This is a genomic window from Candidatus Pedobacter colombiensis, assembly GCA_029202485.1.
Classification (GTDB): domain Bacteria; phylum Bacteroidota; class Bacteroidia; order Sphingobacteriales; family Sphingobacteriaceae; genus Pedobacter; species Pedobacter colombiensis.
On record CP119313.1, the window covers coordinates 599954 to 614177 of the forward strand.

Genomic DNA, 14224 nt, shown 5'->3' on the forward strand with positions numbered 1-14224 from the left:
TAGTTAAATGCCGGCCTTCGGGCAGAGTGGTTTATTTTGTATCTTTAAAGCGGAAATGACTAAACCTATTAACCTTCATAAAATAGCCATGCGAGTATTATTAACCGTAATGCTCAGCTGCTTTTTCATGCGCTCATTTGCCCAATTATCCTTTGATCATCTATCGGTAACCAATGGACTGTCTCAAAGTACAGTATTATCTATCTGCAAAGACAGCAGGGGATACATGTGGTTTGGTACCCGTGATTGTCTGAACCGTTATGATGGAAGAGGGGTTAAAATTTATCATTCAGATCCTGGTGATCCTTCAACAATCAGCTCCGAAGATTACATCTATGCACTTTTAGAAGATAAAAAGCAAAACTTATGGATCGGTACTCAAAACGGATTGAATAGGTATATCCCCGAGAAAGATGCTTTTGAACGCATCCCTTATGATCTTAAAGATCCGAATAGCATCAGTGACAAGATTGTACTATCAATGTTTGCCGATAGCAAAGGAAGAGTCTGGTTTGGTACCAATCTGGGTTTAAGTATGTTGGAGAATGCTGCTTCGAGGAAGTTTAAAAAGTTTTTTCAAAAAGATGGGCTCGCAGGAAATTCTATATATGCAGTTTTTGAAGATAGTAAAGGTGGTATTTGGATAGGTACTACAGAAGGGCTGACCCGGATGAGCTTAAAAAATGGCAAATACACATTTACTACATTTCGTAACAATCCTACGGATCATAGGAGCATAAGTGGAAATTTTATAAGAACCATCGCTGAGGATAAACAAGGAAGAATATGGATAGGAACAGACAATGATGGATTAAATCTCTTTGTGCCGGAAACACAGTCTTTTCTTCGTTTTAAATATAGTCTTGCCGATACCTATGGTATAAGTAACAATATTGTCCGTAAAATAACAGTAAGTAAAAAGGGTGAGCTATGGGTTGCTACCATGAACGGGCTGAATATTTTAGACCCTCATACCTTTCGATTTACCAGCTTTAAGCACGATTCGGATAACCGTAAGAGCTTAAGTGATAACTCTATTAAAGATATTTACGAAGACAACCAAGGTTCTGTATGGGTAGGCACTATGTTTGGCGGCGTAAATGTAACACACAGCAATACCATTCCTTTCATGGTATATAAATACAGTAAATATCGGAATAGCATTAGTAGCGATATTATAAGTGTGATTGCCGGAGATGAAAAAGAAAACCTGTGGATTGGTACCGAAGGGCAGGGACTTAATTATTTCAATACCAAAACCGGCGAATTTAAAAAGTATGTGAATGATCCACGTGATCCGGGTAGCTTAGGTAACAATACCATTAAGGCTATATTTAAAGATAGTAAGAACCGGATTTGGGTAGGCTTGTTTCAGGGTGGACTTGAGCTTTTTAATCCCGTTACGGGAAAGTTCAAACACTATACTCATGATGCTGATAATCCCAATTCTTTAAGCTATGGTTATGTGAGTAGTATTGCTGAAGATGCTGAGGGACGTTTATTGATTGGGACCTCATCAAAAGGATTAAATGTATTTGATCCGCAACTGGAGCGCTTTTCGGTGATTAGTGATCTTCCAGGCTCAAAACCTCGGTTAAGCAGTAGTTACATTCGTTTAGCTTATACCGATTCAAAGAAAAACTTATGGGTAGGTACGCCTAGAGGACTTAATTTACTTAACTATCAAAGCTCGCAGTTTAAGCATTTCTTTAAAAGTAAGGATAAGGATAGTCTGAGATCCAGTCAGATTAATTGTGTCAAAGAGGATCATTTGCATAATATTTGGATAGGATCTTTGCGAGGTGGACTTAGTCTTTTTCATCCTAAAACCAATTCTTTTACTACCTATACCAAAGCAGACGGTATGGCTAGTGATAATATTATTGATATTTTAGAGGATAATGAGGGGAACTTGTGGTTGAGTACAGACCGTGGCTTGACTAAGTTTGATAAGCAACGGAAGTTCTTTAAAAACTATAACATTACGGACGGCTTACCGGCTAATGAATTCAATTTTAACTCGGCTTACAAGGATAAAAGTGGAAAGCTTTATTTTGGTAGTTACAATGGATTAGTGACTTTTACACCCCGTGATATTAAGGAGAATACTTATGTGCCGAAAGTTGTATTTTCCGGTTTAAAATTATTTAACAAACCGGTCGCTATCAATGGCCCGGATCATTTGTTAAAAGAGGACATTAGCTTCACCAAAGAGATTACATTTTCGGCAGGGCAGAATATTTTTACCATTGATTTCTTGGCATTAAGCTACATACAGCCACAGCGTAACAAGTATGCCTATAAGTTGGAAGGCTTTGAAAAGGACTGGAATTATGTAAGCATTCCATCAGCAACCTATACCAACCTGCCATCCGGTAAGTATAGGTTTTTAGTAAAGGGGAGTAATAATGATGGCCTTTGGAACGATAAGCCAGCCAGTCTGGAGATTCGTATTTTACCCCCGGTATGGCGTACCTGGTGGGCATACCTGCTCTATTTTATTGCAGGTACTGTACTACTTTATTTCGTATTGCGCTTTACCCGTAGACAACAGAGACTGGAATCGGAGTTGTATTATGAACATCTGAACAACGAGCGGCAGCAGGAGCTCTACCAGATGAAGCTCGATTTCTTTACCCGGATATCTCACGAAATCCGTACACCACTTACCTTGATCTTTGCACCACTTGAAAAGCTAATCAAACTAACCAAGGAAAACAATACAGTTAACCAACAGTTGGTAGGGATTAAGAGGAATACAGACAGGTTGCTGCGGTTGATTAGTGAATTGCTGGACTTTAGGAAGATCGAAACAGGACATGCCAAATTGCAGGTTTCGGAGCATGAGCTGGTTGCCTTTTGTCGCAACATTTATGATGCTTACAAGAGTTTGGCCGAGATTAAAAATATAGATTATAGCTTTAGCTGTACTGAACCGCAAATCCCGGTATATTTTGATGTCAGCCAGATGGAGAAAGTGTTTTATAACATCCTTTCCAATGCGTTTAAATATACCCCTGATGGGGGTAAAATAAGCTTTTCTGTTCGTTTGGAAAAGGAGCAGGTAAAGGTGGTGATTGCTGATACCGGTATAGGTATCCCTGCAGCAGCACAAGAAAAGATATTTACCAATTTTTATCAGGTGAAATCGGATGCTGTTACAGCCGAAGGTTGGGGGATTGGTTTGGCATTGGTTAAAAATATTGTAGATCTGCATAAAGGAGAGATCTCGGTTTCCAGCGTGCCTGCTATCAATGGAAAAGACGGTGGAACGAGTTTGACTGTTGCCATTTTACTGGGCAGAGCTCATTTTACTGACGACGAAATGCTGAACCCGGATGTGGTTATGAAGGCTGTTGGCGACATTTCTATATCAACGGTAGCCGAAGCTGATGAGGAAAGGGAGTCTGTAGCCGGAGAGAAAAAATATACCATTCTGGTTGTAGAGGATAATGACGAATTAAGAGGATTTATTGTACAATCGTTGCAGAATACTTATCACATTCTGGAAGCAGTTAATGGATTAGAGGGCTGGGAAATAGCCATAACGCATGTTCCTGACGTGATTGTTAGTGATGTGACGATGCCTGAGTTGAACGGCCTGGAACTTTGTATCAGATTAAAAAAGGAAGAAAGAACCAATCACATCCCGGTAATCATGCTTACCGCCATGGCATCACAGCTACACCAGGTTAATGGATTAGAGGCTGGAGCTAACATTTACATTACTAAACCTTTCAGTATTCAGGTTTTGGAACTGAGTGTACGTAATATTTTACAGGGGCGCGAAGAGCTTAAGCAGAAATACATGCGTCAGGTGATGCTGACCCCAAGGAAGCTTGAAACCGAATCACCTGAGGAGAAGTTTTTAAATAGGCTGATGCTTTTAATTGAGGAGAATATGGAAGATCCTGATTTTAATGTAGGTAGCCTGGTTGATAATATTGGGATGAGTCAGACTGTACTGTACAAAAAGATCAAAGCCATCACGGGTTTATCTATCACAGATTTTATCAAATCTCAGCGATTAAAAAGGGCAGCCCAGCTATTGTCTGAAAATAAATTGAATATTGCTGAAGTCGCTTACTCTGTTGGTTTTAATGATAGAAAGTATTTTAGTAAAGAGTTTCGTAAACAATTTGGGGTAGCCCCATCAGACTATCATCAAAAAACAGATTAGACCCCCCTTTTGAACTGATTTGTCGCCTTTTTTAGACAGATTAAAATGAATATTTGAATCTTGTATGAACCACTATTTCAGAAAAGACCAAATATGAGCCGTTTGTTTTTCTTTTTTTTATTTGTTTGCTGTCAATCTATAGGCAGCTATGCACAAATACAAACCGACATTTGTGAAAATAGCGTACCAAATAATTGGAGCACCATTAATGGCAGGTTATCTATTACCACTGACCACTTTAAATTAGGTGAAGAGGCCATAAAGTGGGACTGGATAACTGCCGGGAAAAGTGTATTGAAAATTCAGAACTCTGCTTTCAAAGCTGTTGCGGCAAATCCAAGAAGCACCTTTGTAGTATGGATATATAATGAAACACCTGTAAATGATAGGTTGGTATTTAAATTTGGAACTAATGACAAAACAGCCTGTAGCTTTGATTTTAAACTTAATTTTAAAGGGTGGCGAACGGCTTGGGTAATGTATCACAGAGATATGGTGGGCAGGCCTCAGGCGGACATGGATCTGTTGACTATAGCTGCACCTGCAACTATCAAAAAGGGGAGCTTGTTTATTGATCAGTTGATGTATGATGTAACCATCAATCCACGCTCACCAATGCGAGATGAGCAATTGCCTTTTATCAATCCGGATGCAGATAAAGCTGCGAATGCCCATTGGACCTCATTGTATTTGTTTAATAAAACGCCCCAGTACCTGCCATTGCAAGCAAAATTAGGGGAGGTTGATCGGGTTGATCTGGATCAGATCAGTCAAAGGTTTAAGGAACAGATACTTCCTTCAGAAAAAAATCCCGGAAAAAATACACTGCAAAATATTGAAAAGGCCTTTAGCTATTGGAACATCAGCAGGAATGGTGATCGAATAACAGGGAGACCAGTTTATTCTATGAATGATGTAGAGTTGGTGTCTTTGTCGCCAGACGAGGGCGTGAAAGAAGCCAACCGCTTATCAGGTATAAAAGCCTATACGCAATTGATGTTACAGGTTGCTCAGGCTTACCATACTTCTCCGGAAATTGCAGATAAACAAAGAATGGAGCAGATTTTTATGGACTTGCTTGATCATCTTGAAGATCAAGGTTGGGCTTTTGGTAGTGGTATGGGTGCATTGCATCATCATGGTTATAACCTTGGAGGCTACTATCCGGCCTGTTTGCTGATGAAAGATGTTATTAAAAAGCATAATAAGCTAGACCGTACATTTAAAAGTATGGCCTGGTTTAGCGGATTGGGGCGTACTTTACAACTCCCTGATCAATTGCCGGCTTCTAATATTGACGTATTCAATACCCTACTGGAGAGCATGCTGTCGGCTATTTTAATAATGGATGATTCTCCAAAAAAACTACAGTACCTGCATAGTTTCTCGAACTGGCTATCTAAAAATATAGAACCTGATCACACTATTGAGGGGGCTTTTAAACCTGATGGAGCAGTTTTTCATCATGGTAATCTTTACCCGGCTTATGGTATTGGTGGTTATACCGGTATTGCGCCAATCGTATATGCACTTAGCGGAACTTCATTTAGGGTTGAGCAGTATGCCCATGAAAGTTTACGAAATAGTTTGTTAATGATCCACTATTATACCAATCCTTATAAATGGCCAATTAGTGTGTCTGGTCGTCATCCGACAGGAAACTGGCGTATTCCAGATGTCCCTTATGCTTATATGGCTATGGCCGGAACGCCTGATGGGAGCTCAAAAACAGATACGCTAATGGCATCAATATACCTTAAACTAAACGGAAGTAAGCAGAATAAATGGACTGCGGTTTTTAAAAATAGCCAGATCAAACCCATAGGTTATACCAATGGTCACTGGAACCTTAATTATGGTTTGTTTGATATACACCGTCGTCAGGATTGGTTGCTCACTATACGCAGTCATAATCGGTATTTTATTAGTAATGAATCATATCCAGGTGCAAATATGTACGGTCGATATATTGCCTATGGACAGCTGGAAGTACTGTATCCGGATACTAAAGCTGATGATGGCAGCAATTTTAAAGATGAGGGTTGGGACTGGAACAACATTCCGGGGACCACAACCTTGCATCTGCCTCTAAATAAGTTGAGAGCAAACATTATCAATGCTGATGATTATAGTGGAATAGAAGAAATGCTGATCTCGGACGAGCGTTTTGCAGGTGGTACAACATTTAATAAACAGGGTATGTTTGCCATGAAACTGCATGGTCATGATAAATATGATATGGGTAGTTTTAGGGCTATTAAATCATGGTTTATGTTTGATAACCTGGTGGTAAGTTTGGGCTCCGGCATTCAAAATACCATAGCTGCCTATCCTACAGAAACTACATTATTCCAAAATTATTTGAAAGATTCAACTGATGTGCTCACTATAAATGGTGCAGCAGTAAATTCATTTCCATACACAAAAAAGGGAGAAGCTGGAAAGTCCTTAACGATTATTGACAACCGAAATATTGGTTATTATATTCCAAATGCAGGAAATACGTTGTTAACGAAAGCAACGCAGGTTTCTCGTGATCAAAAGGATAGCCGTAAAACTACCGGTAACTTTGCTAAGTTGATCTTGCAACATGGAAATGCACCTATAAACGCTGGGTACGAGTATGCTATGTTGATAAAAACGAATAAACAAGCGCTGGAAACTTTAGCTTTGTCGCAGGAAAGCACTAAACCTTTATACAAAGTCTTGCAAAAGGATAGTGCTGCGCATATTGTATGGTATGCTCCACAACAGATTACCGCACTCGCTGTTTTTGGAAGTAACAACAAACTCTCGGATTCTTTACTAATGGGTAATAACAGACCATGCTTGCTAATGTACCAACAAAAGGAAAAGCAGTTGTCTATGTCGGTTACCGATCCTGATCTTGCCTTTTATGAAGGGCCTGATGATAGTCCGCTAACGGCGGATGGTAAAAGAAAAGAAGTGAGCATTTACTCCCGTAAATGGTACCGTTCACCGGCTAAACCATCAATTGTAGAACTGTTGATAAAAGGCAACTGGGAAGTGAAAACAGGTAAAGATGATTTGAAGGTAACCTTGCAGTCTGATGGGAATACAATGGTTAGTGTAAAATGCGCAGACGGGGTAGCTTCAAAAATTGAATTGTTTAAAAGAAAGTAAAAGGAGAATATAAAATGAAGAATACGATCTTATGTGCTTTACTGGTCATATTTTCAGTAAGTACTGCAGGGGCACAAAGTAAGATATCAAACAAGCCCAATGTTATTGTTATTGTTAGTGATGATGCAGGGTATGTTGACTTTGGGTGTTACGGAGGTAAACAAATTCCAACACCAAATATTGATGCTATAGCCCGTCAGGGGATTCGTTTTACTGATGCATATGTGTCAGCCTCGGTATGTGCACCTTCCAGAGCAGGTATTTTAACAGGCCGCTATCAGCAGCGTTTTGGTTTTGAACACAATACTTCTGATTTAGTTGCCCCAGGGTATAAAATTACTGATGTAGGTATGGATCCTTCTGAGCAAACGATTGGTAATGAGATGCAAGCCAATGGTTATAAAACCATCGCCATCGGTAAGTGGCATCAGGGGGATGAGCCAAAGCATTTTCCCCTAAAACGTGGCTTTGATGAATTTTATGGTTTTACCGGCGGACATAGAGATTTCTTTGCCTACAAGGGCAAACGGACTAACGAACATGCTTTGTATAACAATAATGAGATTGTTCCGGAAAGTAAGATCACTTATCTAACGGATATGTTTACGGATAAGGCAACCAGCTTTATCGCGGAGAATAAGGATAAACCCTTTTTCATGTATCTGGCCTATAATGCTGTTCATACACCGATGAATGCAAAGAAAGATTTGATGGAACGTTACGCAGCTATTCCTGATACTGGTAGGAGAGCTTATGCAGCAATGATGACTTCTTTGGATGATGGTGTGGGCCGTGTATTGGCTACCATCAAACAGTATAATCTGGATAAGAATACCCTAATCATCTTTGTGAATGACAATGGTGGCGCTACGGTAAATTCATCTGACAACGGACCATTGAGGGGAATGAAAGGATCAAAATGGGAAGGTGGTATCCGCGTAGCAATGATGATGAAATGGCCCGGACATATTGCTGAAAATAAAACCTATAGCCTTCCTGTAAGTGCATTGGATATATTACCCACATCAATTGCTGCGGGTAATGGTAAACAGAAGGGTAGTAAGAAACTAGATGGGGTAAATTTATTGCCATACTTAAGTGGACGGGATAAGAAATCTCCGCACGAGGCTCTTTACTGGAGAAGAGGAGTTGCTGCGGCCATGAGAGAAAACAACTGGAAACTGATCCGTGTAAAGGATAATGTGTTGTTGTTCGATCTGAACAAAGATATTTCTGAAACTACCAATTTGGCCGCTAAATACCCGGCTAAGATAAAAGAAATGTTGGCTAAACTTGCCCAATGGGAAAAAGGCCTGGATACCCCACATTGGACCAGCCCTTATGGAGATCAGAACCAGATCATGAAACACCGCATGGAAACTACAGGTCGTGAGATGGAAAGAATGTATCCTTAACAAAATAAACCAACTAAATTTATAGCTCAATGAAGAGAATATTGTTAATAACTGCACTGGTCTTGAGTATGCTGATACCGAGATTAACAATGGCACAGTCTGGTGATGCTGCCGGATTAATTATGCAAAGAATTGTATTGGATCTTAAAAAGCCACTACGATTTATAGATAAAGCCGCAGAAAAGAACCTGGCTACCTTGCAGGCTAATGGAAGCTGGAAGGATATTGATTATAAAGTTACAACGATTACCAATTGGCAGCCAGGTGAGCATTTATTAAGGTTAGAAAGCCTTGCTCAGGCATATATAACAAAAGATAGCCGTTATTATAGCAGCGATCAGGCATATGATGCCATTACCCGTGCACTTAAGTATTGGTACGATCAGGATCCGAAAAGTAGCAACTGGTGGCATAATGAAATTGCTACCCCTCAGGCTTTAGGCGAAATACTGATTCTGCTCCGCAATGGCGAAAACAGAATACCTGCTGATTTAGAGGCTTTGTTAATTGAAAGAATGAAGCGTGGAGATCCTGAAAAACAAACAGGAGCCAATAAGACAGATATCGCTCTGCATTATTTTTATAGGGCTTTGCTTACCAATAATGAAGCTTTATTGGCTACTTCAACTGCTGAACTATTTGATCCGATTAAGTTTGTTCACTACAAAGAGGGTTTGCAGTATGATTATTCTTATTTGCAGCATGGTCCGCAGTTACAAATATCAAGTTATGGCGCGGTATTTATTACTGGGGTGTTGAAAATGATTAATTATGTGCAGGGAACGCCGTATGCAATCAATAAAGAGAAATTACAGATGTTTTCCAAGTATTACCGTGAGACTTACTTAAAAGCTATTAGGGGTAGTTATATGGATTTTAATGTTGAGGGCCGTGGGGTGAGCAGACCTAACATTTTAAGAAAGAATGGGGAGAAAAACAGGTTGGTTATTGCTGCTATGGTTGATCCGATGCATGCCGACGAGTGGAAAAGTGCAATTGCACGTACTGATAGCACTGAGGCACCCGATTATAAGATTGAACCACTACATAAACAATTCTGGATTGGGGACTATGTGATGCACCTTAGACCGGGCTATTCTTTTAACGTAAGAATGGTAAGTAACAGGACTAAGCGCAGTGAGTCGGGTAATAATGAGAATTTATTTGGTAGGTACCTGTCAGACGGAGCAACCAATATTCAGGTTCGGGGACCGGAATACTACAACATTATGCCGATTTGGGAATGGGACAAGATTCCGGGAACAACGACCAGAGATTATCAGGAGGATCGCCTTACTTCCAGATTCTGGGGGGAAGATGGAAGCAATGCATTTGCTGGTGGTGTTTCGGATGGTGTGTATGGTGCGAGCACTTATGCATTGAACTACGATAGTCTTTCTGCAAAAAAGGCATGGTTCTTTTTTGATCAGGAAATTGTATGTTTGGGGGCAGATATTCATAGTAATACACCAGAGCCGATTGTGACTACAATTAACCAAAGCTGGTTAAATGGTGATGTGCTAGGTTCTGCTATAAAAGGCAAGTTTGGGAAAGGGAAAATGGAGGTGTTTAAAAATGATCAACAAAACTGGATGTTACACGATGGGATTGGTTATGTATTTCCAGAAGCTGCTGATGTGAGTTTGAGTACAAATATCCAAAAAGGTAGCTGGTCCCGCATCAATAAAGCTCATCCAAAGGGAGAGCTTTCCGGTAGTGTTTTTAAGTTATGGATTAATCACGGTGTAAAACCCGAAGGCGCAAAATATGCTTATGTCGTTTTACCGGGTATTAAGAATACTACACCTTTAACTAATTTTAACAAATCTGGCATTAAGATTCTATCCAATACAGCACAAGTACAGGCAGTAAGTAATGAGCAATTAAATATGTTGCAAGCTGTTTTTTATGAGCCGGGTGTATTGAAAACATCAGATTATACCATTAAGTCGGATAAGGCCTGTGTGTTGTTAATTAAAGATCTGAATAGTAAGATGGTGATTTCTGTTGCAGACCCCTTACAAAAAGAAACAAATGCTATGATTAGCATTACAAATATTAAGGATGGAAGGACAACGGATTACCCGGTTAGTTTCCCTCAGCAAGCATTTGCCGGTTCAACGGTAACGCTTAAGTAAATTGAAATTGAGGGTAATAAAGGGTTAAAACAGCTATGTTAACTAATTATTACCCTCTTTTAAATTAATTAGTGCCCCTTTTTTTATTCTATTGATGCTCAAATTTGATTGAAGTAATCCCAGGGTTACAACGGAGTATACCAAATTTAAACTTATTGAAGTATGAGAAAAATTTACATGATTTTTATGTGCCTGTTTTTTGCCATTACAGCATCTGCCCAACAAACAAGAAAGGTAGATGGTAAGGTAACAGAACAAGGAAGCGGGATTCCCCTGATAGGCGTAAGTGTGCTGGTTAAAGGGAGTAAAGTGGGAGCGTCAACTGCTCAGGATGGAAAGTTCTCGATTATGATTCCTAAGACAGGAAATGCAACACTCGTTTTTACTTATATTGGTTATTTACAGAAAGAGATTATTGTTGGCGATAGATCAACGGTTAACGTAATTCTGGCCGAAGATAGCAAAACGCTGAGCGACGTAGTGGTGATTGGATATGGTACATCTAAGAAAGCGGATTTGGTGAGTTCGGTAGGTCAGGTAAACATGAAGGATATGCTAAATGCTCCGGTTCGTTCATTTGACGAGGCGCTGGCAGGAAGAGTTGCTGGTGTGCAGGTTACTTCCTCAGATGGTCAACCTGGATCGCAAGTAAGCATTGTAATAAGGGGAGCCAATTCTATTACTCAGGATAATTCACCCTTGTATGTTATAGATGGATTTCCAATAGAAGGGGCTAATAACAATGTGATCAATCCACAAGATATAGAATCTATGGATGTATTAAAGGATGCTGCAGCAACTGCAATATATGGAGCTCGTGGGGCTAATGGGGTAATTATGATCACCACAAAAAAAGGTAAAACAGGCAATCCCGTTATTACGCTTAGTACAACCCAGAGTTTTACAAATAATAATAAAAGAATGGATCTGATGAGTAGCTACGACTTTGTGAAATATCAGTTAGAACGTGATCCTGCCATTGGAACTGCGGCAAATCCTACACCAACTTATTATTTCTTAACCAGACCGGGTAAAACACTAGAAGATTACAAAAATGTAGCAGCTACAGATTGGCAGTCACCATTCTTTCAAACCGGAAGTTTACAGGATTATAACCTTGCGATAAGGGGTGGTAGTCAACAAACATTGTATTCAATTTCAGGCTCTGCAAATCAACAGGATGGTACGATTATTAATACCAGTTACAAACGTTACCAGGGAAGGATTACACTTGATCAAACATTAAGTAAATACCTTAAGGTTGGTATTAATGCCAACTACTCTTATCTTAAACAATCAGGTAATAGTGTAGGGGCATCTACAAATAGCGGCACAACTAATATCTTATATAGTGTATGGGGTTCTAGTCCTACTTCGTCGCTTTCGGAAACAGTGCCTATAGATGAAACCACTAACAATACTAATGATTATAAATATAATCCACTGCTCAATCAGAAGAACTTAATCAGGGATAACATAACGAGAAACATTAGTGCGAACACGTATGCTGAACTGACACTTTCTCCTACTTTGAAATTTCGTGCAACTGGGGTTTTAACAGACAATACGATAGTAGCCGAATCATTTAATAACTCTCTGTCTTACTATGGTAATCCCAAAACGAATCCTGGAATGACCAATGGTGTAAACGGTAGTATTCTTACAACTAAGTCGTTTAATTGGGCTAATGAGAATACATTAACCTGGAATAAAACCTATAATAAGATCCATAATCTGAACGTCTTAGCTGGTTTTACCCAACAGGGGAATACATCCAGTGCTTATGGCTTTGGCTCTAATTTCTTACCGAATGAATCTTTGGGCTTAAGTGGATTGGATGAAGGGATATCAAATCCTGCCTATACCAGGGCTGTAAGTTCTTTGTGGACGGCAGCGTCATTTTTGGGGCGTATAAAGTATAATTATAAGTCTAAATATTATGCAGAAGTCTCTTATCGTGCAGATGGATCATCTAAGTTTAGTGAAGAGCATCACTGGTCTTATTTTCCAGCAACGGCATTTGCATGGAGATTTAAACAGGAGGACTGGGCTAAAAATATTTCTGTCATTTCTGACGGTAAGTTGAGATTAAGTTATGGTCAGACTGGAAACAATCGGGTAGGGGATTTTTCTTACCTGTCTACCTCAGCATTGCCGGTAACACTATCTTATTCATTTAATGATACCTATGTTTCATCTGTGATACCAGGTTACAATATTAATGATACCAGGTATTACTTCATCGGTAATAAGGATCTAAAATGGGAAACAACTGACCAGTATAATGCGGGCTTAGATATCTCATTTTTTAAGAACCGGATAAACCTTACGGTTGATGCCTATCGGAAAATTACAAAAGATCTTTTGCTGGCAGCTGATATTCCCACATCTTCAGGTTACAATAGGGCATTTAAAAATATTGGAAAAGTACAAAATCAAGGACTGGAGTTTGCGTTTAATACGGTTAATATTGACCAGAAAAATTTTAAATGGACCAGTAGTTTTAATATCTCATTTAATCGTAATAAAGTCCTGGCTCTTGCAGAAAATCAGGAGGCCATTACTACGGCTGTAAGATGGGATAATAATTATCAGAATACCCCTGCTTATATAGCAAAAATAGGAAGGCCTTTAGGAGATATGTATGGGTTTGTATGGGATGGTAACTACCAGTACAGTGACTTCACTGTTACGAGTGGTGGAGCTTATCTCTTGAAAGATAATGTTCCTACAAACGGAAATGCTCGTGCACTGATACAGCCCGGTGATATTAAGTATAAAGATCTGAATAACGATGGTGTTGTAAATGCATCGGACTATACTATAATAGGAAATGGTTTGCCTGTACATATTGGCGGTTTTGGGAATAACTTCAGCTATAAAAACTTTGACTTGAATGTGTTCTTACAATGGTCTTATGGTAATGATATACAAAATACGAACAGGATGGTGTTTGAAGGAAATGGCTTAAACAAAACATACTTGCAACAGTTCGCCAGTTATAATGATAGGTGGTCGCCTGATAATCAAAATGCACCCAATTATAGGGTAAATGGATTTTTTGGTGGAGGTTACTCTTCTCGTACCGTAGAAGATGGTTCGTACCTAAGGATAAAAACAGTATCCTTTGGATACAACATACCAGCTAATTTGTTGAAAAAGGTGAAGGTTCAGTCCTTGAGAGTTTACGTGTCAGGTCAGAACTTATACACTTTCACAAAATATACTGGCCTTGACCCAGAAGTAAATAGTTATGCTTCAGCATTAACCGCAGGATTTGATTATAGTGCTTATCCCCGCGGCAGGACAATTGCTTTTGGCGCTAATCTGAGTTTTTAATTTTAAAA

Annotated in this window: 5 protein-coding genes; all 5 read left to right on the plus strand. The window is 39.4% G+C overall.

Annotated elements, in window-relative coordinates; genetic code table 11:
* Window positions 1-88 precede the first annotated feature (88 nt).
* Entirely contained in the window at window positions 89-4180 is a 4092-nt protein-coding gene (locus P0Y49_02560; GenBank protein WEK20034.1) for a two-component regulator propeller domain-containing protein, read from the plus strand.
* Between the two features lie 93 nt (window positions 4181-4273).
* Window positions 4274-7324: a chondroitinase family polysaccharide lyase gene (locus P0Y49_02565; GenBank protein ID WEK20035.1), complete on the plus strand. Its 3051-nt coding sequence runs from the start codon at window positions 4274-4276 to the stop codon at window positions 7322-7324.
* 14 nt (window positions 7325-7338) lie between these two features.
* Window positions 7339-8739, plus strand: coding sequence for a sulfatase (locus P0Y49_02570; GenBank protein WEK20036.1), 1401 nt, complete (start codon window positions 7339-7341; stop codon window positions 8737-8739).
* A gap of 29 nt (window positions 8740-8768) precedes the next feature.
* Window positions 8769-10877, plus strand: a complete 2109-nt coding sequence (locus P0Y49_02575) for a polysaccharide lyase 8 family protein (protein WEK20037.1) — start codon at window positions 8769-8771, stop codon at window positions 10875-10877.
* Window positions 10878-11039: 162 nt separating this feature from the next.
* Entirely contained in the window at window positions 11040-14216 is a 3177-nt protein-coding gene (locus P0Y49_02580) for a TonB-dependent receptor (GenBank protein ID WEK20038.1), read from the plus strand.
* Window positions 14217-14224: the final 8 nt, after the last annotated feature.

Excerpts from the sequence above, each read along its gene's own strand:
- P0Y49_02560 (WEK20034.1), top strand. The coding sequence starts at position 89 with ATGCGAGTATTATTAACCGTAATGCTCAGCTGCTTTTTCATGCGCTCA.
- P0Y49_02570 (WEK20036.1), top strand. The coding sequence starts at position 7,339 with ATGAAGAATACGATCTTATGTGCTTTACTGGTCATATTTTCAGTAAGT.
- P0Y49_02580 (WEK20038.1), top strand. The coding sequence starts at position 11,040 with ATGAGAAAAATTTACATGATTTTTATGTGCCTGTTTTTTGCCATTACA.
- P0Y49_02575 (WEK20037.1), top strand. The coding sequence starts at position 8,769 with ATGAAGAGAATATTGTTAATAACTGCACTGGTCTTGAGTATGCTGATA.
- P0Y49_02565 (WEK20035.1), top strand. The coding sequence starts at position 4,274 with ATGAGCCGTTTGTTTTTCTTTTTTTTATTTGTTTGCTGTCAATCTATA.